The 25,928-nt window shown below is 31.2% G+C and carries 22 protein-coding genes; 13 read left to right on the top strand and 9 right to left on the bottom strand.

The window, feature by feature from the left end; all coding sequences use genetic code 11:
• Window positions 1-163 precede the first annotated feature (163 nt).
• The 3 genes from ACVC3Y_RS01690 to ACVC3Y_RS01680 all read left to right on the top strand — a co-directional run bounded on the left by ACVC3Y_RS01690 (window position 164) and on the right by ACVC3Y_RS01680 (window position 5,981).
• Window positions 164-3,121: a glycoside hydrolase family 3 N-terminal domain-containing protein gene (locus ACVC3Y_RS01690; RefSeq protein WP_452225940.1), complete on the top strand. Its 2,958-nt coding sequence runs from the start codon at window positions 164-166 to the stop codon at window positions 3,119-3,121.
• 111 nt (window positions 3,122-3,232) lie between these two features.
• The gene (bshA, locus tag ACVC3Y_RS01685; protein ID WP_303425751.1) at window positions 3,233-4,369 is read left to right on the top strand and encodes an N-acetyl-alpha-D-glucosaminyl L-malate synthase BshA; all 1,137 of its coding nucleotides are present in this window, start codon (window positions 3,233-3,235) and stop codon (window positions 4,367-4,369) included.
• 85 nt (window positions 4,370-4,454) lie between these two features.
• A complete protein-coding gene (locus ACVC3Y_RS01680) occupies window positions 4,455-5,981 on the top strand; it encodes a GH3 family domain-containing protein (protein WP_452225939.1) in 1,527 nt (508 codons plus the stop codon).
• Here the strand turns inward: ACVC3Y_RS01680 and ACVC3Y_RS01675 are convergent.
• The gene (locus ACVC3Y_RS01675) at window positions 5,978-6,589 is read right to left on the bottom strand and encodes a hypothetical protein (protein ID WP_452225938.1); all 612 of its coding nucleotides are present in this window, start codon (window positions 6,587-6,589) and stop codon (window positions 5,978-5,980) included. The two genes, ACVC3Y_RS01680 and ACVC3Y_RS01675, sit on opposite strands and share 4 nt — an antisense overlap.
• 90 nt (window positions 6,590-6,679) lie before the next feature.
• Entirely contained in the window at window positions 6,680-7,165 is a 486-nt protein-coding gene (locus ACVC3Y_RS01670; RefSeq protein ID WP_303425755.1) for a hypothetical protein, read from the bottom strand.
• Between the two features lie 111 nt (window positions 7,166-7,276).
• Between ACVC3Y_RS01670 and ACVC3Y_RS01665 the strand changes: the two genes are divergently transcribed.
• A complete protein-coding gene (locus ACVC3Y_RS01665) occupies window positions 7,277-10,204 on the top strand; it encodes an FAD-binding and (Fe-S)-binding domain-containing protein (protein WP_452225937.1) in 2,928 nt (975 codons plus the stop codon).
• On the opposite strand, the gene ACVC3Y_RS01660 is transcribed toward ACVC3Y_RS01665, so the two are convergent.
• On the bottom strand, window positions 10,196-11,038 hold the full coding sequence (locus ACVC3Y_RS01660) for a UDP-2,3-diacylglucosamine diphosphatase (protein WP_303425758.1): 843 nt from the start codon (window positions 11,036-11,038) through the stop codon (window positions 10,196-10,198). The genes ACVC3Y_RS01665 and ACVC3Y_RS01660 overlap by 9 nt on opposite strands.
• A gap of 205 nt (window positions 11,039-11,243) precedes the next feature.
• Entirely contained in the window at window positions 11,244-12,128 is an 885-nt protein-coding gene (locus tag ACVC3Y_RS01655; RefSeq protein ID WP_303425760.1) for an anti-sigma factor, read from the bottom strand.
• Window positions 12,129-12,296: 168 nt separating this feature from the next.
• Here ACVC3Y_RS01655 and aroC point away from each other — a divergent pair, with 168 nt between their 5' ends.
• The 8 genes from aroC (at window position 12,297) to ACVC3Y_RS01615 (ending at window position 19,921) form a co-directional block, all read left to right on the top strand.
• Entirely contained in the window at window positions 12,297-13,358 is a 1,062-nt protein-coding gene (gene aroC / locus ACVC3Y_RS01650) for a chorismate synthase (RefSeq protein WP_452225936.1), read from the top strand.
• Window positions 13,359-13,534: 176 nt separating this feature from the next.
• Window positions 13,535-14,854, top strand: coding sequence for a dicarboxylate/amino acid:cation symporter (locus tag ACVC3Y_RS01645; protein ID WP_303425764.1), 1,320 nt, complete (start codon window positions 13,535-13,537; stop codon window positions 14,852-14,854).
• A gap of 42 nt (window positions 14,855-14,896) precedes the next feature.
• Window positions 14,897-15,937 carry a glutathione synthase gene (gene gshB, locus ACVC3Y_RS01640; protein ID WP_452225935.1) on the top strand — a complete coding sequence of 347 codons (1,041 nt, stop codon included), beginning with the start codon at window positions 14,897-14,899 and terminating at the stop codon, window positions 15,935-15,937.
• Window positions 15,938-15,961: 24 nt separating this feature from the next.
• The gene (locus tag ACVC3Y_RS01635) at window positions 15,962-17,125 is read left to right on the top strand and encodes a sulfurtransferase (RefSeq protein ID WP_452225934.1); all 1,164 of its coding nucleotides are present in this window, start codon (window positions 15,962-15,964) and stop codon (window positions 17,123-17,125) included.
• Window position 17,126: 1 nt separating this feature from the next.
• Window positions 17,127-17,954 carry an N-formylglutamate amidohydrolase gene (locus ACVC3Y_RS01630; RefSeq protein WP_452225933.1) on the top strand — a complete coding sequence of 276 codons (828 nt, stop codon included), beginning with the start codon at window positions 17,127-17,129 and terminating at the stop codon, window positions 17,952-17,954.
• A 9-nt stretch (window positions 17,955-17,963) separates the two neighbouring features.
• Complete coding sequence (locus ACVC3Y_RS01625) at window positions 17,964-19,121, top strand: flavohemoglobin expression-modulating QEGLA motif protein (protein ID WP_452225932.1); 1,158 nt, start codon at window positions 17,964-17,966, stop codon at window positions 19,119-19,121.
• 123 nt (window positions 19,122-19,244) lie between these two features.
• A complete protein-coding gene (locus ACVC3Y_RS01620; protein ID WP_303425773.1) occupies window positions 19,245-19,511 on the top strand; it encodes a hypothetical protein in 267 nt (88 codons plus the stop codon).
• Window positions 19,512-19,546: 35 nt separating this feature from the next.
• Entirely contained in the window at window positions 19,547-19,921 is a 375-nt protein-coding gene (locus tag ACVC3Y_RS01615; protein WP_452225931.1) for a hypothetical protein, read from the top strand.
• Between the two features lie 3 nt (window positions 19,922-19,924).
• Here the strand turns inward: ACVC3Y_RS01615 and ACVC3Y_RS01610 are convergent, their stop codons facing one another.
• Both ACVC3Y_RS01610 and ACVC3Y_RS01605 read right to left on the bottom strand, forming a co-directional pair.
• Entirely contained in the window at window positions 19,925-20,341 is a 417-nt protein-coding gene (locus ACVC3Y_RS01610) for a thiol-disulfide oxidoreductase DCC family protein (RefSeq protein ID WP_452225930.1), read from the bottom strand.
• A gap of 31 nt (window positions 20,342-20,372) precedes the next feature.
• Entirely contained in the window at window positions 20,373-22,538 is a 2,166-nt protein-coding gene (locus tag ACVC3Y_RS01605; RefSeq protein WP_452225929.1) for an endonuclease MutS2, read from the bottom strand.
• Window positions 22,539-22,692: 154 nt separating this feature from the next.
• On the opposite strand from ACVC3Y_RS01605, the gene ACVC3Y_RS01600 reads away from it, so the two are divergent.
• Entirely contained in the window at window positions 22,693-23,631 is a 939-nt protein-coding gene (locus ACVC3Y_RS01600) for an alpha/beta fold hydrolase (protein ID WP_452225928.1), read from the top strand.
• 73 nt (window positions 23,632-23,704) lie between these two features.
• On the opposite strand, the gene ACVC3Y_RS01595 is transcribed toward ACVC3Y_RS01600, so the two are convergent.
• The 3 genes from ACVC3Y_RS01595 to ACVC3Y_RS01585 all read right to left on the bottom strand — a co-directional run bounded on the left by ACVC3Y_RS01595 (window position 23,705) and on the right by ACVC3Y_RS01585 (window position 25,896).
• Entirely contained in the window at window positions 23,705-24,040 is a 336-nt protein-coding gene (locus ACVC3Y_RS01595; RefSeq protein WP_452225927.1) for a hypothetical protein, read from the bottom strand.
• Between the two features lie 210 nt (window positions 24,041-24,250).
• Window positions 24,251-24,949, bottom strand: a complete 699-nt coding sequence (locus ACVC3Y_RS01590) for a LytR/AlgR family response regulator transcription factor (protein ID WP_452225926.1) — start codon at window positions 24,947-24,949, stop codon at window positions 24,251-24,253.
• Window positions 24,949-25,896, bottom strand: coding sequence for a sensor histidine kinase (locus ACVC3Y_RS01585; protein WP_452225925.1), 948 nt, complete (start codon window positions 25,894-25,896; stop codon window positions 24,949-24,951). The genes ACVC3Y_RS01590 and ACVC3Y_RS01585 overlap by 1 nt, the downstream gene beginning before the upstream one ends.
• Window positions 25,897-25,928: the final 32 nt, after the last annotated feature.

The following is a 25,928-nucleotide window of genomic DNA, read 5'->3' as shown; positions in this document are numbered from 1 at the left end:
AGTTGAATACTCTTTGCATTACGATTATTATTATACTTAAAAAGGATGCACTTTTAATAAACTAGTTAATAATTCTTCTAAAATCTATCATAAAGTCTGTAAAACTTCGTTTTAAAAATGTTATTTTGGCATAGTTTTTAAGCTATACTTGTAAAACAATTTTATGCGTCCATACTATATATTACTTTCAATAATTTTCTATTCTTTTTTTAGCCAAGCACAAGAGATTAATCCGCTTTTGAAAGGGGATGGTGTTTCCCAAAATAAATGGGTAGATAGTTTGTATAACACTTTGACACTTAAGGAAAAGGTTGGTCAATTATTTATGGTTCAGGTTTTTTCTAATCAAGATTTAAAAAACAAAGCTAAAGTTGTTGATCTTGTTAAAAATCAAAAAATAGGTGGTGTTATTTATTCTAATGGAGGACCTGTTAGACAAGCAAAATTAAACAATGAACTACAAGCTGCAGCAAAAATACCATTGTTAGTTGGTATGGATGCAGAGTGGGGTTTGAGTATGCGTTTAGATTCTACTTATGCATTTCCATGGAATATGACACTTGGTGCAATTAAAAATAAATGGTTAGTAGAACAAACGGGAAGACAAATTGGAGAACATTGCAAGCGTTTAGGTGTGCATTTTAATTTTGCTCCAGTTGTAGATATCAATACCAATCCGAAAAACCCTATTATAGGAAATCGTTCTTTTGGTGAAGATAGAGATAATGTAACCGAAAAAGCTTTGGCTTTTATGAAAGGTATGCAAAGCGCAGGAGTTTTAGCAAATGCAAAACATTTCCCAGGTCATGGAGATACCGAAAGCGATTCACACAAAACATTACCTACGGTTCTTTTTGATGAAAAACGAATAGATTCTATCGAATTATATCCATATCGAAAATTAATAAAAGAAGGATTATCTAGTGTTATGGTGGCGCATTTAAATGTGCCTAGTTTAGAATCTCGACAAGGGTTTCCTTCTTCTTTATCAAAACATATTGTAACCAATATTCTAAAAGAACGTTTAGGTTTTAAAGGCTTAATATTTACTGACGCTTTAACGATGAAAGGTGCTGCAGATTATGTCGAAAAATCTTTAGATGGTAGTAGTTCAAAAAATATAATCACTGGTGGTGAAATAGACTTAATGGCTTTTCTTGCTGGAAATGATGTAATGCTTATGTCGGAGGACCCAGAAAAAGGAATTTTAAAATTCATGGAAGCTTTTCAATCTGGAAAAATAACAGAAGCACGTTTAGCACACTCGGTTAAAAAAATTCTGCAAGCAAAATATAAAGTAGGTTTAAACAATTATTCTCCAATTGGAACAAATAATTTAGTTGCCGATTTAAATAGAATTAAAGACGATGCTTTATATGAAGAGCTTTTAGAAAACGCCATTACAGTTGCCGAAAATAAGGCTGGCCTTTTGCCTTTACAACAGCTAGAAACTAAAAGTATCGCTTATGTGAAATTTGGTGATGATGATGGAACTGTTTTTTATAATGAGCTTAAAAAATACGCTCGCGTTCATGAGGTGAAAGCAGATAATATAGAGGCGCTTTTAAATAAATTAAAGCCTTACAACACAGTTATTATAGGTTTGCATAGATCGAATGATAACCCTTGGAAAAGTTATAAGTTCACAGAAAAAGAACGCGCTTGGCTTCAGGAAATAGCAAATAACAATTCTGTTATTCTAGATGTTTTTGTTAAACCTTATGCGCTATTAGACATTGATCCAATTAACAATATTAAAAGTGTCGTTGTTAGCTATCAAAATAGCGAAATTGCACAACAAAAATCTGCGCAAATTATTTTTGGAGCATTACCAGCAAAAGGAACTTTACCTGTATCTGCAGGGGTAGATTATGTGGTTGGTCAAGGAGATTTGTATAATGAAATAAGTCGCTTATCGTACACAATTCCAGAACGTGTTGGCATGAGTTCTAATAAACTAAAAAAAATAGATTCTATTGCAAACCATGCTGTAAATGGAGGGATGACACCAGGAATTCAGTTGCTTATCGCTAGAAAAGGAAAAGTCATTTACAATAAAAATTTTGGGAAACACACTTATAATCAAAATGCTGAAAAAGTAAAATTTAATGATATTTACGATGTAGCTTCATTAACTAAAATCCTTGCGACATTGCCATTGTTGATGGAATTAGAAGAACAAGGAATTGTTTCGTTAGACAGCAAATTATCTGAGATGCTTCCGGAATATAAAACGTCTAATAAAAAGAATGTAACTATTAAAACAATGCTTTCGCATTATGCGAGATTAAAACCTTGGATTCCTTTTTATTATGCAACATTAGATTCGCTTACCAAACGTCCGGACCCTAAATATTATAGAAAACATTTCGATCCTGAATTCAGTATTAAAGTTGCAGACGAATTGTATATGCGTAAAGATTATAAAGATTCTATTCAAGAAATAATTAAAGATACCGACTTGCTTACTAGAAAGCGTTACCGCTATAGTGATTTACCATATTACATTTTAAAGAAATTTATTGAGGAACATTACGACAAACCTTTAGATGAATTAGTAAAAGATCATTTTTATGAGTCTTTAGGAGCTAATTATACCATGTACAATCCAAACAACAAGGTTAGTAACATTAACATTGCGCCAACTGAAGAGGATGATTATTATAGATATCAAAAAATCCAAGGGTATGTGCATGATATGGGAGCAGCTATGCAAGGTGGAGTTGGAGGACATGCAGGAGTTTTTAGCAATGCTAATGATGTAGCTAAAATCATGCAGATGTATTTACAAAAAGGTTTTTATGGTGGAAAACGTTATTTAAAACCAGAAACTATAGACAAATTTAACACTTGTTATTTTTGTGATAATAATAATAGAAGAGGAATTGGTTTCGATAAGCCTCAATTAGGAGAATCTGGACCAACTTGTGGTTGTATTTCTATGACGAGTTTTGGGCATTCCGGATTTACAGGAACTTATGCTTGGGCAGATCCGGAAGAAGAAATCGTTTATGTGTTTTTAGCAAATAGAACCTATCCTAAAGCAGGAAAAAACTTATTGTTGCGAGAAGATATTAGAACCAATATTCAAGCAGCTATTTATGATGCAATAATAGATTAAAAAATAGAAAGAAGACAAAGAAATTCAAAACCTATAAGAATGAAAATGGCAGCAAAACCTTTTCTCTTCTCTAGATGCTCTTGTCTATAATATTTAGAATAAATTCATTTTATGAAAATAGGAATTGTTTGTTATCCAACATTTGGCGGTAGTGGCGTAGTAGCTACTGAGCTAGGTTTAGAATTATCTAAACGTGGTCATGAAATTCATTTTATTACCTATAACCAACCTGTTCGTCTAGAATTATTAAGTAATAATGTACATTATCACGAAGTAAATGTACCAGAATATCCTTTGTTTCATTATCAACCTTACGAATTAGCACTATCTAGTAAATTAGTAGATATGGTGAAGCTACATCAAATTGAAGTGCTTCACGTGCATTATGCAATTCCACATGCTTATGCAGCATATATGGCACAAAAAATGTTGCGAGATGAAAATATTTACGTACCAATTGTAACCACACTGCACGGTACAGATATTACGCTTGTTGGCTCACATCCTTTTTATAAACCAGCAGTAACTTTTAGTATCAATAAATCGGATGCAGTAACTGCTGTTTCTAAGAGTTTAAAAGAAGATACTTTACGCTTATTCGATATTAAAAAGGAAATAGATGTTGTCACCAATTTTATTGATGTTAAAAAATATAATCACGGATTTACAGATTGCCAAAGAGATATGATGGCAACTGAAGATGAAAAGATAATTACGCATATTAGTAATTTGCGTCCAGTAAAAAGAATTGCGGATGTAATTAAAATATTCAATAATATTCAGAAAGAAATGCCTGCTAAATTAATGCTAGTTGGAGAAGGTCCTGATAAAGAAAAAGCAGAATTGTTATGTGAAAAACTTAACATTTCGGATAAGGTGATTTTCTTTGGTAAAAGTAATGAAATAGATAAAATTCTTTGTTTTAGTGATTTGTTTTTACTCCCAAGTGAAACCGAAAGCTTTGGTCTTGCAGCATTAGAAGCAATGGTGTCTTCTGTTCCTGTAATATCTAGTAATACAGGAGGTATACCAGAAGTGAACAAGCAAGGAGTAACTGGGTATTTGAGTAATGTTGGTGATGTAGAAGAAATGTCTAAAAATGCAATCTACGTATTAAGTGATTCAGAAAGACTTAATACCTTTAAGGCAAATGCTAAAAAGGAAGCGGAAAGATTTGATATTCATCATATTGTTCCGCAATACGAAGCCATTTACCAAAGAACATTAAATCGTTGTCTTATATCATAATTTTTTTGGGTTAATTATTTGCGGGAATAAGTTAATAGCATTATTAATTAGCATCTATTTTTGTTAATGAATAAAAAACTATATAATGACTATTTTAGGAAATATAATTAAAAGTGTAATTACATTAAAAGATGTTTTAAGTACTGCTCCAGATCCTATTGAATCTCAGAAAAAAGTCTTGTTAGATTTGCTAAATACAGCGAAAGAAACAGCATTTGGTGCACATTATAAATTTTCAGATATTCTTAATGCTGAAAATATTCAAAAAGCATATTCTCAAAATATACCTTTTTTCGATTACAATAAAATAAACGAAGAATGGTGGTGTAAACTGCAAGAAGGAAAAGAAAATATAACTTGGCCAGGAAGCACATCTTATTTTGCACTTAGTTCTGGAACCACAGGGAAAACTAGTAAGAAAATTCCAGTTACAGACGCAATGATAGAAGCGATTAGGCAATCTGGAATAAAACAAGTATTCGCTTTAAGTAATTTTGATTTGCCAGCAGATTTTTTTGAAAAAGAAATGATGATGCTTGGTAGCTCAACAGATTTAGAAGATAATAACGATCATTTAGAAGGCGAGATTAGTGGGATTAGCGCTAGTAATATTCCGTTTTGGTTTAAAAGTTATTATAAACCTGGGGAAGATATTGCTAAGATTGCAGATTGGGATGAGCGTGTTCAAAAGATTGCAGAAAATGCTAGAGATTGGGATATTGGTGCTTTAAGTGGTATCCCCTCATGGATAGAATTAATGTTGAAAAAAGTTATTGACTATCATAATCTAGAGCATATCCATCAAATTTGGCCAAACTTACAAGTGTATACTTCTGGTGGGGTAGCTTTTGGCCCTTATAGTAAAAGTTTTCATGCTTTAATGGGGAAACCTGTTACTGTTATTGATACTTATTTGGCTTCCGAAGGATATATTGCAACACAAATTAGACCAGAAACAGATGCGATGCAGTTAAATATAGACTCTGGAATATATTTTGAGTTTGTCCCTTTTAAACCAGAGTATATAACAGCATCTGGCTCTTTAGTTTCAAATGCACCAGTTGTTACGCTAGCAGAAGTAGAGATTAACCAAGATTATGTGCTTGTTATTTCAACAGTTAGTGGTGCATGGCGTTATTTGATTGGAGATACCATAAAATTTACTGATGTAAAACGAGCAGAAATTAAGATAACTGGTCGTACTAAATTCTTTTTAAATACTGTTGGTTCTCAATTGTCTGTTAATAAAATGGATGACGCGATGAAAGCCCTAGAAAAAGACTTTCAAATAACAATTCCGGAATATACTATTTGTGCCAAAAGAGGAGACGATGGTGAGTTCTATCATTTTTGGTATTTAGGGTCTGATTTGAAAAATCCAGATAATAAAGCTATTGCCAAACAGTTAGATGTATATTTAAAAAATGCGAATAAGAATTATAGGGTTGCAAGAAGTAAAGCGTTAAAGGGGGTTAAAGTAGTCGTAGTAGCTACGGATGTATTTTATGAATGGAATGGTTTGAATAAGAAAAAAGGAGGACAAGTAAAAATGGAACGTGTTATGAAAGAAGAGAAATTTAAAGAATGGGAAGCGTTTGTAAATAAGAATTAATTCACTAGGGCTTTATCTCTGTTTTCAACTAAAATCATTATTTCCTCAGGAGAAAGATAGAATTTTTTTATTCGGTTCTTATAGCTTAACGTTATATCTGCATGGTTTAAAATAAAGTTTTTCGTTTTTAAAATGTACTTTTCCATGCCTTGTGCAACAGCAAAAGTGTCTGCTGCACGTTCTGCTTCTACAATAGAATTTTCAGAAAATAAATAATTTATTCCAAAACGAATTAAATTCATTTTACTTCGTTTTTGATAATCTAAAATATGCCCTAATTCATGGCCAATCCAACCTACTAATATATCAGAAGGGATATCTTTGGTTTTAAATACTTGATTAGAAATTTTAAACGATTCACTAATTAGAATAATGTATTTTCGGTTTTTTCTTCCTCTAAAAAAACTACCAAATGTAGGTCTGGCTTGCATTGTAGATTTTTTAATGTTTTTTTTGAATTTAATCTCAATGTTGGTTTCTTGTAACTGCGGGAAATACTCTAAAGCTTTATTAGCTTCTTTTAAAATAGATTCTGGTATAATATGCTTTGCATTCATATAGAAAGTTTGTAGTATTAAGATTAATATTAGGGATAATTTTATTTTCATGAGATACTTAATAATAATAAATACAAGTAGTATTTCATAAATTTTTATGTGAAAATAATCCTAAATAATAATTTCAATCAAAGCGTGTGATTAAAATGTGTATCTGGCACTAATACCTACGTCTATATCAAGGTTGTTGTTATTATAAGCGCCATCTCCAAAACCTAGTTCAGGTCTAAGGTCTAAAGATAAAAGCAAAGGGAAGTCAAATGTATATTCTACACCAATATCTCCAGCTGCAAAAACAAAAGCGTCTTTGTGGTTGTCGTATTTATCAAATTTATAACTGGCAAAACCAGCACCAGCTCCAAAATACCAATTAAAGTCTCCTTGTATAGGTTTTACCCATTGAAATAAGCCTACAGCCTTTATGCCGCTATAATCCCTATCACTACTCCATCCTAAATTCAATTCCATTCGGTTGCTTTCTAAAATGGCGCGTTGATAAGTAATGCTAGCTCCTAAACCATTAGCGTCTCCTAGACGTAAACCAATTGCATTTTCTGCTATTTCTTGCGCGTTTAAAAAGGATGTGAATCCTAAAGCTACAATTAAAATTAAAAATCTGGTTTTCATAAGTTTCTGTTTTATTCTTAAAATAATAACGTATTACTTTTATAATTATTGGCAAACTAATAGTAAATTTAAAGCTTTAATGAGTAGAAATTTATTATTAGAAATTTATAAATGAACAACGCTATTAACAATGCTTTAAAAAAACTGCAAAACGAATTGTTTGGCGATTTATATTTTGATGATTTAATTCGCTCTATATATGCAACAGACGCTTCTGTATATAGAAAATTACCTTTAGCTGTTGCTTTTCCTAAGAGTAAAAAGGATATAAAATTACTCCTCACTTTTGCAAATAAAAACAATACATCACTTATTCCTAGAACTGCAGGAACCTCATTAGCAGGACAATGTGTTGGTGAAGGAATAGTCGTCGATGTTTCAAAATATTTCACTCAAATAATACATGTCAATAAAGATGAGCAAACCGTCATTGTACAACCAGGTGTTGTTAGGGATACATTAAATAATTATTTAAAACCTTACGGTTTGTTTTTCGGTCCAAATACTTCTACTTCAAACCGTTGTATGATTGGCGGAATGGTTGGTAATAATTCTTCCGGAACTACTTCTATTCAATATGGCGTTACACGAGATAAAGTAGTAGAATTACATACTATTTTAAGCGATGGAAGTGATGTTGTCTTTACGGAATTGTCTTCAGAAGCATTCCGAAAAAAAACAAAATTAGAAACTTTAGAGGGGAAGATTTATCGAACAATTTATTCCGAATTAGCTTCGGAAGCCGTTCAAATTCAAGTAAAAAGTGAATTCCCAAATTCAAAAATACACAGAAGAAATACAGGTTATGCAATCGATGAATTAATTAAAAATGAAGTGTTTTCTAATTCAACTTCAACTTTTAACATGTGTAAATTACTTTCCGGAAGTGAAGGTACACTTGCATTTACTACGCAAATAAAATTAAAACTAGAGGCTCTTCCTCCAAAGGAGAGCATTATGATTGCAGCACATTTTAATAGTATTACCGATTGTTTAAAAAGTGTAGAAACCGTTATGAAGCATGATTTACATACTTGCGAAATGATGGATAAAACCATTTTAGATTTAACAAAATATAATAAAACACAAGAAGAAAATAGAGCTTTTATTCAAGGAGATCCAGAAGCTGTTTTAATGTGTGAAGTAAAGGGGGACACCATTAATGATGCTAAAAACCAAGCAAATGAACTTGTAAGTATACTTGTAAAACAAGGTTTAAGTTATGCAAATCCTTTATTGTTTGATGAAAATATTAATAAAGCTGTAGAATTGCGAAAGGCTGGATTAGGTTTATTGGGTAATATGATTGGCGACAAAAAAACCGTCGCATGTATTGAAGATACTGCAGTTGCCTTACCAGATTTAGCGAATTATATTGAAGATTTTACTGCTTTAATGAAAACCTATAACCAAAATGCAGTGTATTATGCGCATGCGGGAGCAGGAGAGTTGCATTTACGACCAATTTTAAATTTAAAGAAAAAAGAAGACGTTGTCCTTTTTAGAAAAATAACAACAGATGTTGCCAGATTGGTTAAGAAATACAATGGTTCTATGAGTGGTGAACATGGAGATGGTATTGTTCGTGCAGAGTTTATTCCGTTAATGATTGGTTCTGCTAATTATGAAATTTTAAAACGTATTAAAAAAGTTTTCGATCCTAATAATATATTCAATCCAGGGAAAATTGTCGATGCGTATGCAATGGATAAAAACTTACGTTACCAACCAAATCGAGTAGAGCCAGAGTTGGAAACAATATTAGATTTTTCTAAATCGCAAGGTATTCTTCGAGAAACTGAAAAATGTAATGGTTCTGGAGATTGTAGAAAACTTCCAGAGTTTGGAGGTACAATGTGTCCAAGTTATCGAGCAACTAGAAATGAAAAAGATACAACCCGAGCAAGAGCAAATGCATTGCGTGAGTTTTTAACAAACTCAGAGAAAGCGAATAAATTTAATCATATAGAATTAAAACAGGTTTTCGATTTATGTTTGAGTTGTAAAGCGTGTACAAGCGAGTGCCCAAGTAGTGTAGATGTTGCTAGCTTAAAAGCAGAATTTCAATACCAATATCAGAAAGAAAATGGGGTCTCATTGCGTACTAAATTATTTGCATATAACAACAATTTAAATCAATTAGCGAGTCGACTACCTAAGCTGGCAAACTTTATTTTTTCTAATAGTTTTACGTCATCTGTATTAAAGAAATCTTTCGGGATTGCTAAAAAAAGAAGCTTACCAATAATTGAAACTAAAAGTTTATATAAAGAATTTGAAAAAGCTATAAATCAAGAAGTTGGTGAAATTTTTATTAAAACAATTTATTTGTTTAACGACGAGTTTACCAATTTTTTAGATACTTCAATTGGATTAGATGCAATTTATATTTTACAACGATTAAATTATAAAGTAGAACTAATAAATCACGAAGAATCTGGTCGTGCATTTATATCGAAAGGCTTATTAGAACAAGCTAAAAATGTTGCTGCTAAAAACGTTAAAATTTTCAAAAATTTAATTACTTCAAAAACCCCTTTAATTGGTATCGAACCTTCCGCAATATTTGCATTTAAAGATGAATATATAAAACTTGTTGACGATAAAGTTTCCGCAGAAAAAATAGCAAAAAACACTTTTCTAATAGAAGAATTTATTCAGCAAGAAATACAATTAGGAAACATAACTGCTTCGCAATTCACAAAAGAAACTAAAACGATTAAGTTTCATGGGCATTGCCATCAAAAAGCACAAGCAAGTCAACTATCTAGTTTTTCTGTTTTAAACCTTCCAGAAAACTATAAAGTTACTATCATTCCTAGTGGTTGCTGTGGTATGGCAGGAAGTTTTGGTTACGAAAAAGAACATTATCAAGTAAGCATGCAAATTGGAGAGCAAACCTTATTTCCTGCAATTAGAAAAGCAGCTAAAGAAACTATTATTGCAGCCAATGGTACAAGTTGTAGGCATCAAATAAAAGATGGAACAGCAAGAGAAGCATTGCATCCTATTACTATTTTAAGAGAAGCATTACTTTAATTTTTTAGCATCTGGATCTACAATAGTTATTGCGGCAATTAAATCTTTCATTTCCATTTCTTTAATATCCTCATCTGCAAAAAAAGGGGAAAGCTTATCTTTATTGTAGTTGTAAATTTTCCAACGTTTAAATTGGTATTCTAAAGCAGTAAAATTTTCAATCCAATCACCAGAGTTTAAATAGGTTGTTTTACCAAATTTATTAGCTTTAACAATCATTTTTGGTTGATGAATGTGACCACAAATAACATAATCATAACCATTTTCTATGGCTAAATCTGTCGCTACTTCTTCAAAATCATTAATATATTTAATTGCTCCTTTTACACTGTTTTTAATCTTTTTGGATAGCGAATAACGTTCTTTTCCCATGTTTACTAAACACCAATTAATAAACCTGTTAATTACAATTAATAAATCATAACCATAACCTCCAAGCTTGGCTAACCATTTCGCATTTTGTATGGAAACATCGAAAACATCACCATGAAAAAACCATGCTTTTTTGCCGTCTAATTCTGTAACATATTTATCTACAATAGATATTTTACCAATATGAGAGTCGCTAAACTTTCTTAGCATTTCATCATGATTTCCTGTTATATAAATCACTTCTGTGCCATTAGAAGCCATGGTAATAATCTTTTTAATAACTTTTAAGTGTGCAGGAGGAAAGTAACGTTTACTAAATTGCCAAATATCGATAATATCTCCATTTAGAATTAGTTTTTTTGGTTCAATACTGTTTAAATAGGTTAGTAGTTGTTTTGCGTGACAACCAAAAGTACCTAAATGCACATCAGATATTACAGCAATTTCAACTTTTCTTTTCATTTTCAAAACAATATAATTTTAGGCTTTAATAATGATACAAATAACAGATACTAATGTTATTTAAATATTACCTCTTAATTATATAATTACTAGTTAATTGTAAAGTTTGTGTTATGCGTATTCTAATTTAGAATATTGCTAAACCAACAAAAAGATAAAAGCCTCGATAAACGAGGCTTTTACAAATCTATATTTTAAGTACTACTTAGTTAATTTGAGCAGTTCCACTAATTAGTGCGTTTATATTGGTTGTTACACTTAAAGCATTAGAATTAATACCTTCTGTACCACTTATTGGTTTTAAGAAAAATGGAGTATTAGCATCACCATCAAGGTCTGGTTCAATAGAAATTACAACTGGCAAACCATTAATGTTTCCGTCTACACCAGCTGGTAAGTTAGATAAGAAATCTTCTCCAGGAAATAATGGAGCAGGTTCGTTACCACTATAAGGTGAAGCGCTATCTACACCATTAGCCATTGTAAATTGACCTGTAGTTACAGGAGTAGATCCAGTATTAAAAACTACCCATCCTTCATATTTCCAGCCAGTTGCTAATGTTGGTAAGTTAATTAAACCAGCGGTTGTTCCATTTTGAATAAACCAAATACCATAATCTTCATTTCCATTATCAATTCCACCAGTATTATCTGTTGGAGTAGTCTTTAAAAAAGATCCTGAAAAAGGATTTGTAGTATTTACAAAGTTACCAACCATTGTAGTAATGTTTAGTGTTGCAGCATTAGCAACAAAATTACCACTTAATATTTTTGTATTAGAAGGTGCAGCATCATCATTTACAGTAGGCTCAATAGACAAGATAAAAGCAGTTGCTACATCTAAATCTGCTGTAGGAATACTAAAGTTTTTAGAAGTAGATGCAGCAGTTGTATTAAATCTTCCAGTAGAAACAGGAGATCCACCAACCATAATCCATCCTTCATACGTTAAGTCTCCTTCTAGCGGCTCTATTCCGGTAAGGTTTACAGTTAATGTAGACATAGGTGTTGAGGCCGAATTATCATCACTACTACATGCAGCAATCAATAAAACTGCGGCGAATAATAAAATTGTTTTTACGTTTTTCATATCAATCATTTTTTAAGGAACAAAAATAAACTTATATTGTTTTAGAGCAAACTAAAATTAAGATAATATTATGAATCTTAACACATTAAAATATTGTTCTAATTATTTTTTTTATTTCTCTAATAATAGGTATACTTTAGCAACAAATAACATATTAGCAACAAAATAATGGCCGGAAATTCTTTTGGAAACATATTTAAAGTCACCACTTTTGGTGAATCTCATGGAGTAGCAATTGGTGGTGTAATCGATGGATGTCCATCTGGAATCGCATTAGATTTTAATGCTATTCAAAAGGAGCTAGACCGAAGAAAACCAGGTCAATCCATAATTGTAACACAACGTAAAGAACCAGATACAGTAGAGTTTTTTTCCGGAGTTTTTGAAGGATTAACTACTGGAACTCCCATTGGTTTTGTAATTAAAAATGCAAATCAGAAATCCAAAGATTACACACATATTAAAGAGGTATATCGACCAAGTCATGCAGATTATACATACGATAAAAAGTATGGTGTTCGCGATTATAGAGGTGGAGGGCGCAGTTCTGCTCGAGAAACCGCTTGTAGAGTCGTTGCAGGTGCAATTGCAAAGCAAGTACTTAAAAATGTAAAAATAAATGCATTTACATCTTCGGTAGGTGAAATATTTATTGATAAACCGTATCAAGATTTAGACTTTTCTAAAACAGAAACTAATATTGTTCGCTGTCCAGACCAAGCTAGTGCCGACAAAATGATTGCTCGAATTAAAGAAATACGCAAAGAAGGAGATACCATTGGAGGTACAGTAACTTGCGTATTACAAAATGTTCCTGTAGGTTTAGGAGAACCGGTTTTCGATAGGCTACACGCAGAACTTGGTAAAGCAATGCTATCTATAAATGCAGTAAAAGGATTCGAATATGGTAGCGGATTTTGTGGAGCTAAAATGAAAGGTAGTGCGCATAACGATATCTTTAATGCAGACGGAACTACGAAAACAAACCTGTCTGGCGGAATTCAAGGTGGAATTAGTAACGGAATGGACATCTATTTTCGAGTAGCTTTTAAACCAGTTGCAACTATCATGCAGAAACAACAAACTATAAATAGCAATGGTGAAATCGTTGAAATGCAAGGAAAAGGAAGACATGATCCTTGTGTGGTTCCTCGTGCAATACCAATTGTAGAAGCAATGGCAGCTTTGGTTTTAGCAGATTATTATTTGTTAAATAAAGTGAATAATTAGAAGCTTTTTCTCGCTTTCTGCTATATCTTTTTTTGCCACTTATTAAAGCAAAAAAAGGATGCCGCTTCAATCAAGGCTAGGCCAAGCAAGAACAATTGTCATTCCTACTAATTTTAGGGATTCCTAATAAAAATAGATGGTTAACTAAACAGATTTTACTTTCAGAAAAAAGATATATGAAAAAACTAGCACTACATTGGAAAATTATAATAGGAATGATCCTAGGTATTATTTTTGGATTTTTAATGAACACTATAGATGGAGGTAAAGGATTTGTAACCGATTGGATTGCTCCTTTTGGAACCATTTTTATAAATCTATTAAAATTAATTGCTGTACCACTAATTCTTGCATCGCTAATTAAAGGTATTTCCGATTTAAAAGATATTTCAAAAATTAAATCCATGGGTTTAAGAACCATTGGAATATATATAGGTACTACTTTAGTCGCAATTATAATAGGCTTAACTATTGTAAATTTAGTAAAGCCAGGAACAGGAATGCCTGCCGAAACTATAGAAAAAATCAAAACGACATACCAAGGGAATGCAGATATTATGATTGGTAAAGCAAAAATGACTAAAGATGCAGGACCATTACAAGCATTAGTAGATATTTTTCCAAGTAATATTTTCACCGCTTTAGGAGAAGCTAAAATGCTACAAGTTATCTTTTTTGCACTATTTGTAGGTATATGTTTATTACTTATCCCTAATAAAAAAGCAAAACCATTAGTCAAATTCTTTGATTCTTTAAATGAAGTAGTTATGAAAATGGTAGATCTAATTATGCTATTTGCTCCTTATGCAGTTTTTGCTTTACTAGCAAATGTTATTATTGCTTTCGATGACACAGAAATTCTTATTAAACTGCTTTGGTATGCACTTTGTGTATTTGGTGGGTTATTATTGATGATTGGTTTTTATTTAATTTTAATCAAGTTTGTGGTAAAAAAATCTCCACTTTGGTTTTTAAAAGAATTAAGTCCAGCACAATTATTAGCTTTTTCTACGAGCTCAAGTGCAGCAACACTTCCTGTAACCATGGAGCGTGTAGAAGAACATTTAGGGGTAGATAAAGAAGTCTCTGGGTTTGTTTTACCCGTTGGAGCTACTGTAAATATGGATGGAACCAGTTTATACCAAGGTATTGCAGCCGTATTTATAATGCAAGTTATTTGGCCAGAAGGATTAACTTTTACTAACCAATTAGTTATTATTGCCACTGCTTTACTAGCATCAATTGGTTCTGCTGCTGTACCAAGTGCAGGAATGGTAATGTTAGTAATTGTATTAGAATCTATTGGTTTTCCTGCCGAATTATTACCAATTGGACTAGCGCTAATATTTGCTGTAGATAGACCTCTAGATATGTGCAGAACTGTTGTTAATGTAACAGGAGATGCAACCGTATCTATGATCGTTGCAAAGTCTTTAGGGAAACTAGGAAAACCTAAAGTGAAAAACTGGGACGACAATTATGAACAAGTAAAATAATTTTTCTATTTTTAATTTACTAACCAAACAAAACGAATTATTATGAATGTTTGCTTTATAATGTATCCTTGGAGTGAAATTGATGCTGAAAACGATACAAGTTTAGCACTAATTAAAGAATGTGCAAAAAGAGGACACGGCGTTGCAATGTGTACACCTGCAAACCTTACCATTAGAGATAGTGTTACGAATGCTTTTTGTAATGTAGTTGGTAGAATGGAAAAGGTACCATCCTCTTTAAAAGCATTTTATAATAAAGCTCAATTACGAGAAGAAATGTTACCTCTTGCTGGTTTTGATGCTATTTTTTTTAGAGCAAATCCGCCGTTAGATCCAATTATGCTTAATTTTCTAGACTCTGTAAAAGATGATGTATTTATTATAAATTCTTTGCAAGGAATGCGTGAAGCAAATAACAAACTCTATACCGCAGCTTTTGGAGATGCTCATAGTAATATTATACCAAATACTCACGTATCTAAAAATAAAGAATATCTAGTACAGCAGATTAAAGAATCTAAATCCGATAAAATGATTATCAAGCCATTAAATGGTTTTGGTGGGTCTGGAGTAATTTTAATAGAAAAATCTGCAATGAGTAATATTAATTCGCTACTAGATTTTTATATTAATAGTAATTCCGATGGTTCTTCTAATTATGTAATTCTTCAAGATTATATAGAAGGGGCAGACCAAGGAGATGTTCGTATATTATTACTTAATGGAGAACCAGTTGGTGCTATGAAACGTATTCCAGGTTCCGACGATCATCGATCTAATGTTTCTGCAGGAGGAAGTATTGCCAAACATTCGCTTACTAAAGCCGAAAAAGCATTATGCAAACAAATTGGACCAAAATTGGTGAAAGATGGGCTTTATTTTGTTGGTATCGATGTTATAGGAGGAAAACTTGTAGAAGTAAATGTGATGTCTCCAGGAGGAATCACATACATTAACAAAGTGTATAAAAGTAAAACTAAAGTAGAAGAACGTGTAATAGACTTTCTAGAAAGTAAAGTATTAGATAAACTACAAGCTTTCGATAGAAGATCCCGTTTACGTAAAACGGTAGATGAAGCATAGCGGTCTTCCGAAACTCCTTAATTTATGAATAATCTTATTATAGAAACACCTATAGTTTCAACAGCATGGTTACATGAAAAATTAAATGCTTCCAATCTGGTCATTTTAAATGGAACCATCCCAAAAATTGAAAAAGGAGTTGCTATTTTTCCGGAAGAAATACAAATACCAAACACACGTTTTTTCGATATAAAAAAGAAATTTAGCAATATAAACGATCAATTTCCAAGTGCTTTTCCTTCCGAAGAACAATTTACAAATTCTGCTCAAGAATTAGGGATAAATAAAGATACAGCAATTGTTGTATATGATGAAAAAGGAATTTACTCAAGCGCTAGAGTTTGGTGGTTATTTAAAGCTTTTGGTTATACCAATGTAGCAGTCTTGAATGGAGGTTTTCCAGAATGGAAACAAAATGATTTTCCAACAGAAATAAAACAAATTCACAAAGTAAAACAAGGTGATTTTGAAGCGAAGTTACAACCTGGTTATATGTTGTTTTTTCAAGATATTTTGAAGATTCAAGAAGATCAAAATTATACCATTTTAGATGCAAGAGCTACAGGTAGATTTTGTGGTGATATTCCAGAACCAAGAGAAGGGTTAAGAAGTGGAAGTATTCCAAATTCTAAAAATCTTCCTTTTGAAGATTTACTAGTAAACCATAAACTAGTATCTAAAGATAAAATTAAATCGATTTTTAAAAAAGTAACTTTAAATGAAGATAACCTCGTGTTCTCTTGTGGGTCAGGTATTACAGCTTGTGTTTTAGCACTAGGAGCCGAATTAATAGGTTATAAAAATATGTTGGTTTATGATGGTTCATGGACCGAATATGGAAGTTTAGTAAATAAAGAAAAAACTATGTATTGGACAAAAAATGAATTGATTGCTTACACCTTATTATATGCTGCAAATTCTAATTTTGAAGAGGATAATAAAGAAAGAAACCTGATAATTGAAAAAGTAAATATGCAAACGTTTCAAAAAATTCATGATGAATTTGATGCGGATAATGACTACCAAAGCATACAGAAAATTCAAGCAGGATTAAAAGAACATCATTTTAATCAAGACGATGTAAATACATTACTGGCCGAAATAAAAAAGATGTTCTTTGCAGATGGTGAGTTTGATGTCTACGAACGTGCTATGTATAGAAGTTTAAGCAAATTATTAAGTGTATAAAATGCAAAAACTAACCATTGCACAAATTATTTCTAAAATTCAAGCCGAAGAATGCTTTCATGCAGTTGCTTCCGATTATTCTTTTACTTTAAAAATTGAAAGTTATGTACACTATGCTTGTGCTGCTGTACACGATGGACATCAATTTAGAAAAGAACTTTGGAATAATTGTTTGCATACAGCATATGAACGTTGGTACGAAGAAGACCCCGAAACCAAAAATATGGTGCAAACGCATCCTATTGTAATTGCAGGAATGGATTCTAGATTTGAATACGATTTAAATAGAACTCCTGAAACTGCAATTTATACTGATGCTTGGGGAAAACAGCTTTGGAAAAATCCACTTCCAAAAGCTATGAAAACTAAAAGCTTAGATAAACACACCAATTTTTATAAAGTAGTACATGCGCTTATTCAAAAGTTAGAAGAGAAATTTGGCCTTTGTGTAGTTTACGATATGCACAGCTACAACTGGAAACGTTGGGATAGGGAAGTACCAACATGGAATTTAGGTACATCGAATCTAGATACTAATAGATTTGAGGAAACTATCGAGTCTTGGCGAAAAAGTCTTAGCGAAATGAAACTGCCAAATGCTATAAAAAGTAGCTCTAAAATTAACGATACTTTTCAAGGCAATGGTTATTTTTTAAAATATATTACCAATAGCTTTAATAATACATTAGTTTTGGCAACCGAAATTGCTAAAGTGTATTGTGATGAGCAAAACTATATAATGTATCCAGAAGTGGTTGCTGCTGTAGAAAACGAATTACAAACTAGGCTAACAGAACACGCAACAGCATTTTATAAAAAATACAGATAGTTTCCATTTATGAATGCAGCAAATACAGATACTAAAAATTTACTTAAAATAGACAGTAGAATTGACGAGCTTGTAAAGAAAATAGAGCTCTTAAGCTATGTAAACCCCACAAATATTGAAGCAGAAAAGGAACGTTTCTTTTCTAGTAAATATTTAACAGATCCTATATTTACTTATCCAACAATAAATTTTGATCGTTTTAAATTACATCGTGAATTATTCGCGCAACCCATTGAACAAATTGAAGATAAAGAAATAAGAGCATTATACGAAGATATTATTTATGCATATTCTGGTCTTATTAAGTGCATTGAAACTATTGGTGAAGGAAGAAAATTTTATTATAATTCGCTACATTCCTTTGGAACACCAACAGAAGACGATGTAGAAAACGCAAAATTTATCCTTCATTTTGATGAGGAAGATGAAAAAGACGAACAATTTCTTCCTAAGTATACGATCGAAGAAACAGAACAAAAATTTCGAGATTATTCTACACGATACGATTTTACTTACCACATAAAGCTTTCCAATAAAATGAGCGCTATCGCTATGGTTTTAAACAATATACAAACCTTAGTGATCAATGAAAATCATACGTTTTCTGAAAATGAAATTGCAGTATTAACCAATCATGAAATTGGTGTACATATGGTTACAGCTATGAATGGTTTATTGCATCCGTTGAAGATATTTTCACATGGTTTTCCTAATTATGAAGAAACGCAAGAAGGATTGGCTGTTTTTTCTGAATACATGAGTAATAATTTAACAGTAAGAAGATTAAAAGAACTAGCTTATCGTGTAATTGCGGTAGATGGTTTGGCAAAAGGGTATTCGTTTTCAAGAACTTTTAGGCAACTTCATAATCAATATGATTTAGATAGAGAAACCGCATTTTACATTACTGTTAGAGCGCATCGTGGAGGAGGGTTTACTAAAGATTATTTGTATTTAACAGGCCTTAAAAAAATATACAACTACTACAAGCAAGGTAAAGATTTAAAATTTTTACTCACAGGAAAAATCTCTTTAGCATATTTAGAGCCTATACAATCCTTACATAATAAAGGGTTTGCTGTTCCTGCTAAACATATAACAGATTCTTATTTGCAAAACAAAAACACAAATAAAACCATAGATTTTATTTTAGATAGTTTAAAATAGTATAGTTGTTTATCGGTTTTTTTTGCATTCTTTATTTTCTTATCTAATATACTTGTTCTATATCGAGTTAATTTTTTAGTGTTCAATACTAAACATACATTTGACTAATAAATTTAAGGTCTCATGAAACTTGTATCAACCCTCTTTTTGGTTACTTTTTCTTTTTTTACTACAATTGCTCAAGAAAGTGAATTAGTAAACGAATTAAAAGTTTATACAATAACAACAGAAAATATATCTATTAAAACTATAGATACATTAGAATTATCTTTTATTGTAGATCAAAAATCAATAGCAAGAAAGAAATCCTATAAATACATTATTGAAAACACACTTTCTGGAAGAAAACATTTAATTTTTAAAAGAAAGAGAAGTAATAAACTTTGCTAATTATACACGATTCCCCAATCTAATAACCTGCTGAAATGAAAAAAAATATCGCTTTCAATCTTATTGTAGTATTAACGGTGCTTTCTACTTTATTTTCTTGCAGTACAGATGCTGATGATAATTTTAATGAAACAAATACATTAGTTGGTGTTTGGCAACGTATAGACTCTAATGATAGTTTTGAAAATAAATTTGTTTTTTATGCAGATAATTCTGGGATTAAAATAACTTCGGAAACGTATGATAATGCAACAGCCATTTCTAATGCAATTTCTTTAGAATGGAGTTCTGCAAACAACTATTTATCCTTATTAATGAATGAAGAAATAAGCACACCTTATTCTTTTAATGAAGATGGACAGCTTATTCTAAGTAATATTTCTGAAATTCCTTTTACTAGAATAGACTAGTAGTTAGCCTAAAAACTTCCCTTTTAATTCTGGTGTTGGTATCATACAAGATTCTTTTTTACCATACCATCTATATCTATTTTTTGCAATATAATTGTAAACGCCATTTCGTATAAATGTGGGAACAATTAAAAAAACCACCAATATATTATTAGGAAAGCCTAAATCTTTTGCAATATATAATGCAGCTGTAGATTTAACTTTTAATCCATTTTCTTCAGAGTAGAGTAGTATCGAATCGGTTTTTACGGTATCGATATTGTATTTTTCTATAATACTTTTACCTATATCACTTTGCAGTGCAGCAAAACGAAATACATCTTTTTTATCCTGTTTAATTACATATTGCACAGTGCTGTTGCATAAGTTACAAACACCATCAAATAAAATTAAATGCTTATGTTTAGGTAAATTGTTCATTTATATTCTAGTCGTATTCTAAAAATTAAAACTATTTTATCGCTTCTACTAGTTCTAGTTGTTCTATACTAACATTAGTCGTAAAAATACCATAATTTACTACAGCTTTATTTTTTTCAATTTTATCAATACTTCCAACAGCACGACCATCTTCCATACGAACGCGATCACCAACTTTTAAAATGGCTTTAGGTTTTTCTGGTACAATAGCTTTTTTCTTGGCTTCCTTTTTCTTTTTTCTAATGACTTCTACTTTCTTTTCCGCTTCTTTTTTTACTTGAGTTTCTTTTGCTTTTATCACTTTTTTCTGCTTCGCAGAAACCTTCTTTCGCTTCGAATTTTCAATCTGAACCAGTTTAAACAATTCAGCCATTAAAGCTTTCTTTTGTTTATTATCGAAGAATTTTTCAGCCAAATCATTTACTTTTTGACCTAGATAAATTAAGCGTTGATTGCTATCATAAAGTTCTTGATAGTTCTCTAGTTTTTTTTGCACTTTCGCATTAATCTCTTCTAGCTTATCTGCTTCCGCAAGTTTTTTCTTTTCGTTTTCTTTTAAGGACTGCCCAGTTTTTTCTAGTTTGCTTCGTTCTTTTTGAAGCTTTGCAATGGTAGCATCAAAGCGCACTTTACCACGTTCGATCTTCTTTTTCGATCTGTTTATTAAACTATACGGAATACCATTTTTCTGTGCTACTTCAAAAGTAAACGAGCTTCCTGCATTACCAACTACCAATTTATAAATTGGCTCTAAACTTTTTTCATCAAAAAGCATATTGGCATTTTGCATATTAGGCATTTCGTTGGCCAACAATTTTAAATTAGAATAATGCGTGGTTATAATCCCAAAGGCTTCTCGATGGTAAAACTCTTCCAAAAAGGTTTCGGCTAAAGCACCACCAAGTTCTGGATCGGAACCGGTTCCAAATTCATCAATTAAAAAAAGTGTGTTTTTATTACACTTTCTTAAAAAATAATTCATCTGTTTTAGTCGGTAACTATACGTACTTAAATGATTTTCTATAGATTGGTTATCGCCAATATCACTTAGGACTCTATCAAACAAACATGCAGAACTACGTTCATGCACAGGAATTAGCATGCCGCTTTGCAACATAACTTGTAATAAGCCAACGGTTTTAAGCGTAATACTTTTACCTCCAGCATTAGGACCAGAAATAACAATAATTCTACTATCTTGTTTTAATTCTATGGTCTGCGGAAATGTTTTTTCTTTCTTTTCTTTATTATTTAAAAACAATAAAGGATGATATGCATCTCGTAAATATAATTTTCTATCGGTATTTATTTCCGGAAGAATAGCATCCATAGATCTTGCATATTTGGCTTTTGCCGAAATCACATCGATATCGATTAAAAAGGCTTGATACTTTTCTAATAAAGGTAAAAAAGGTCTTATAAAATTGGTTAACTCTTTTAGGATTCTAACAATTTCTTCCGCTTCTTCAAACTCTAAATTATTCAGTTCTCTGGTGTGTCTTAAAGTCGCTTCTGGTTCAATGTAAACAATACTTCCTGTTTTACTGCTTCCCATGATAGCACCTTTCACTTTACGTCTGTACATCGCTTTTACTGCAAGTACGCGTTTGTTTTCTACAACCGATTCGCGAATATCATCTAAATAATCTAATTGGTGATACTGGTTTAAAGCAGAAGTAAAACTGCCATTTATTTTACCTTTTAGTTTATTTATACTTTGTCTTATTTCATAGAGTAGTGCAGAAGCATCATCTTTTATGTCTCCAAAACGGTCTACATTTGCATCTACTTTTTCAATAATTTCTTTGGTAACTTCTATATAAAAAGCAAAGTCATTAAGTTTAGGGTAGTATTCTTTAAATTTTTTAAGAAAGGTTACTATTTCATTACAAGTTAAAGAAATGGAAACTATCTTTTTTAAGCTATGTATTTCTAAAAAAGTATTTTCAATTTTTAGCAGTTTTAATTCTTTCGTAATCGTATCAAAACCATGATTTGGTATTCTATTATCATTATGAAATGAAGATAAATATTCGTCAACAAGTTGCAGGGCTAATACTAAGTCTTCTTTCGTTTTATAAGGTGTTATTTTTAAAGTTTCAGCATTACCCAAAGGCGTAATACAAAGTTCGCTTACTTGTTGTAAAACGGTTGAAAACTCTAAATCTTGTAATGTTTTTTCGTGAATATGAATCATAATATTTTCCACGAATGTGGAAATCTTCCTTTTGCTTTAATAAATACTTTTTTAAGAATAACAAAGTTAGGGATAATGTTTTAAAATAACACACTAACTAGCTAATGTTAGTTGTATTTATAGTTAGCTTTGCACGAACTAATAATTTAACTAAATGAAACCATTTTTAGTACTAGTGTTTTCGGTTTTACTTTTTAATTGTTCAGACGAATATAAAAAGTTTAAAAAAACACCAGATTATATTACGAATGCAAATATTTCGGATAAAGCCTATTTTGAAGCCTATAACGAAACTCTAAAATTATGGGATGTTGCTTTTGAAGAATTATACATTCCTACCACAGATGGCGTTGCACATGTACTAGTTAGCGGACCAGAAAACGGAGAACCTGTAGTTTTATTACATGGCATGAACGCGAGTTCTACCATGTGGTATCCAAATATTAAAGCGCTTAGTAGTAACCATCGGGTGTATGCTATAGATTTTATATTAGAGCCAGGAAAGTCTTTATTGTACACCGATTTAGAGAGCGTAGACCAGGTAATCGATTGGTACCAAGAAGTTTTCTTTGCTTTAAAATTAGAGAACTTTCATGTAATTGGTGCTTCAAGAGGCGGTTGGTTAGCAGTAAACTTGGCTTTAGACAACCAGAAAAGTATTAAAAGCATGGTGTTATTAAGTCCTGCGCAAACCTTTACTTGGATTAAACCAAGTGTGGATTTATTTAAAAATATAGTGACACTACTTTCGTCTAAAGAAAAACGCATAGCTCAAAGTCTAGAAAGCATGTCTAGTAATGTACCTAATATTAGCAAAGCTTATTTAGAGCAATATTATATCGCTACCGAAAAAGATTCGGTGAACCAATTTATGTCGCGCATGCAACCATTTTCTAACGACGAATTAAAATCTTTACAAATGCCAGTGTTGGTATTAATTGGTGATGATGATATGATTAATGAAAAACGCACCATAGAAATTGCCAAAATGCTACCACAAGGAAAAGGAGAAATTATAGAAAATGCAGGACATTTTTTATCTATCGATCAAGCGGAAATAGTAAATGCCAGGATGTTGGGGTTTTTGGAGTAGGTTAGGAGGTATTTGTTGTATATGGTGGTGTAAAGGATTTCCTCAAACCCTTTGCAAGAATCTTTATTGTGTTTTATTTCAGTTGCCAAGCGCTTTCTGTATATAGGTGTACATCTGAATCTAAAAGATTATTTTTTTCCAATATTGTTTCATCAATTAAATTTGTGAATAGAGCATATATATTGTGTGTAATGTAATTGCGTTGCTTTGTAATTAACTCTAATGATATAACCATATTTTGGTCAAATAACTTATTATCTTTTCCTATTCTTATTAGAGTTCCAAGAGTTGCTTTTATATAATTACCTCTAACTCCATTTTGCGTCAGAAATATTATTAATTCTGCTTCTAGTTTTCCTGAAGCTAAAGCAACTTTTCCTAATTCAGATGTAAATTCTTCTGAATTCATAAGTAAATTATAGAACATTATTCCTTCTGTCGGCTCTCCTGTGTACATGGGATTTGTCAAATTACACAACGGTTTGTGTATGGTTAGTTGCGGAAAAACAGTTAGGATTTTCCAGCGTACTACGAAGTGAATTAATTCAAGTGAATTTCCTGCGAGGAAATTCCGTAGCAATGAATTATACACGTTGTTGTAGCACGTTTTTGAAAAATTTTATTTTATTAATCGATTTACATTAAGCTTATACATTTTGCCTATTGGAATTTTATGATCCTGAATAAGTATTCTATTGCCTTCAATTAGTACTATTTTATCAATTGAAATAATAAACGATTTATGTACTCTAATAAATTGATTTTCAGGCAAATTATGAGTAAAGGATGTTAAGGTTTGATGTGAAACGATAATTCTATCAATCATATTTATTTTTACATAATTTCCATAGGCTTCTATAAATAGAATGTCATTAAGTTTAATCTGATAGTATTTTTTATCTTCTTTTATAAATATTTTAGCGTCTTCATTATTTTCTGAATTTTGTATTGATATGGATTTATTAGCCAATGCATCAGAAATTTTACTAACAGATTTTACAAAACGACTAAAATTAAATGGCTTTAATAAATAATCGTCAATATTCAACTCATAACCTTCTAAAGCAAATTCTTCATAGGCTGTGGTAATGATTATCTTTGGCTGATTAGAAAGTGTTTTTAAAAACTCTAAACCAGAAAGTTTAGGCATATTAATATCTAAAAAGATAAGGTCAATAGAATGTTTATTTAAATACTCAAGAGCTTCAAAAGCATTATAACAACTTTTTTGAAAGGATAAATACGACAGATTACTCGCGTAATCTTTAATATTATCATGAGCGGCAGTTTCGTCGTCTACAATTATATATTTTATCATTACTTAATTATTTCTAAGGTTGTTGTATAGATGTTTTCTTCCATACTATTACACAGTTTATGGCTATTTGGATATATTAAATTTAATCGATCTTTTAAATTTTTCAGTCCAATGCCTTCATTTTCTGAAGTGTCTTCAGTATCATAATTATTTTTTACGGTGAAACTTATTTTAGTATCATCTTCAATAAGTTTTACATGAACAAATGCATTTTCAGTTGCCCTTTCAACACCATGCTTAAAGGCGTTTTCTAATAAGATGATAAACAGTAAAGGCGCTACACTTGTATCTGAATTTTTAATCGTTTTTTCAAAATTAACATCAATATCTTTATGGTATCTAGCCGTTTGCAAATCAATAAAATTTATTAAATAGTTTATTTCCTCTTTTAGTTTTACACTTTCTTTCCCGCTATCGTAAATGGTAAATCGCATTAAATCTGATAATTTTAAAACATAGTCTTGAGCAGCATCAGCATCTTTCTTTATTAAGGAATATAAATTGTTTAATGTATTAAAGAAAAAATGTGGGTTTATTTGATTTTTTAAAAGCATCAGTTCTGCTTCTAATTTATCACTTTTAAGTTTCTGAATGCCTTTTCGGTATTTAAAGATCCAATAGAAAATCAAATAGAATATTTCAATCGACAAAAGAATTCTAATCGCATTAGTAAAAAATCCATCAGTTCCTGTAGTTATTTGAACTCCGTATACTAATAAGGGAATACTAATTCCGAAGAAAAGATATTTTAGGGTTGGATTAGTAGCTCCAAATTTTATCTTTTCAGTTTGAAAGAGATAATATAAAAGTGTGTAAAAGACTGTTAATCCCAATAATCCAGATAGAACTGTAAATATTTCGCTTTGGGCGTTTCTTAAAATCACCATTAATACAATAATGATTCCAGATAAAATAGCAGAAAGTTTAAATAGTTTTTTGTGTGTCATGTTTTCTAATTGTTTATGATTTTGACACAAAT

It is taken from the genome of Lacinutrix cladophorae, assembly GCF_053604645.1.
This window is presented reverse-complemented; position numbering and strand designations above follow the sequence as displayed.

Bases quoted from the DNA above. Each gene is read 5' to 3' on its own strand.
- ACVC3Y_RS01690 (WP_452225940.1), top strand. From the start codon at position 164: ATGCGTCCATACTATATATTACTTTCAATAATTTTCTATTCTTTTTTT.
- ACVC3Y_RS01610 (WP_452225930.1), bottom strand. From the start codon at position 20,341: ATGAACAATTTACCTAAACATAAGCATTTAATTTTATTTGATGGTGTT.
- ACVC3Y_RS01600 (WP_452225928.1), top strand. From the start codon at position 22,693: ATGAAACCATTTTTAGTACTAGTGTTTTCGGTTTTACTTTTTAATTGT.
- ACVC3Y_RS01630 (WP_452225933.1), top strand. From the start codon at position 17,127: ATGCAAAAACTAACCATTGCACAAATTATTTCTAAAATTCAAGCCGAA.
- ACVC3Y_RS01585 (WP_452225925.1), bottom strand. From the start codon at position 25,896: ATGACACACAAAAAACTATTTAAACTTTCTGCTATTTTATCTGGAATC.
- gshB (WP_452225935.1), top strand. From the start codon at position 14,897: ATGAATGTTTGCTTTATAATGTATCCTTGGAGTGAAATTGATGCTGAA.
- ACVC3Y_RS01645 (WP_303425764.1), top strand. From the start codon at position 13,535: ATGAAAAAACTAGCACTACATTGGAAAATTATAATAGGAATGATCCTA.
- ACVC3Y_RS01590 (WP_452225926.1), bottom strand. From the start codon at position 24,949: ATGATAAAATATATAATTGTAGACGACGAAACTGCCGCTCATGATAAT.
- ACVC3Y_RS01670 (WP_303425755.1), bottom strand. From the start codon at position 7,165: ATGAAAACCAGATTTTTAATTTTAATTGTAGCTTTAGGATTCACATCC.
- ACVC3Y_RS01660 (WP_303425758.1), bottom strand. From the start codon at position 11,038: ATGAAAAGAAAAGTTGAAATTGCTGTAATATCTGATGTGCATTTAGGT.
- ACVC3Y_RS01595 (WP_452225927.1), bottom strand. From the start codon at position 24,040: ATGAATTCAGAAGAATTTACATCTGAATTAGGAAAAGTTGCTTTAGCT.
- ACVC3Y_RS01655 (WP_303425760.1), bottom strand. From the start codon at position 12,128: ATGAAAAACGTAAAAACAATTTTATTATTCGCCGCAGTTTTATTGATT.
- ACVC3Y_RS01620 (WP_303425773.1), top strand. From the start codon at position 19,245: ATGAAACTTGTATCAACCCTCTTTTTGGTTACTTTTTCTTTTTTTACT.
- bshA (WP_303425751.1), top strand. From the start codon at position 3,233: ATGAAAATAGGAATTGTTTGTTATCCAACATTTGGCGGTAGTGGCGTA.
- ACVC3Y_RS01680 (WP_452225939.1), top strand. From the start codon at position 4,455: ATGACTATTTTAGGAAATATAATTAAAAGTGTAATTACATTAAAAGAT.
- ACVC3Y_RS01635 (WP_452225934.1), top strand. From the start codon at position 15,962: ATGAATAATCTTATTATAGAAACACCTATAGTTTCAACAGCATGGTTA.
- aroC (WP_452225936.1), top strand. From the start codon at position 12,297: ATGGCCGGAAATTCTTTTGGAAACATATTTAAAGTCACCACTTTTGGT.
- ACVC3Y_RS01675 (WP_452225938.1), bottom strand. From the start codon at position 6,589: ATGAAAATAAAATTATCCCTAATATTAATCTTAATACTACAAACTTTC.
- ACVC3Y_RS01665 (WP_452225937.1), top strand. From the start codon at position 7,277: ATGAACAACGCTATTAACAATGCTTTAAAAAAACTGCAAAACGAATTG.
- ACVC3Y_RS01615 (WP_452225931.1), top strand. From the start codon at position 19,547: ATGAAAAAAAATATCGCTTTCAATCTTATTGTAGTATTAACGGTGCTT.
- ACVC3Y_RS01625 (WP_452225932.1), top strand. From the start codon at position 17,964: ATGAATGCAGCAAATACAGATACTAAAAATTTACTTAAAATAGACAGT.
- ACVC3Y_RS01605 (WP_452225929.1), bottom strand. From the start codon at position 22,538: ATGATTCATATTCACGAAAAAACATTACAAGATTTAGAGTTTTCAACC.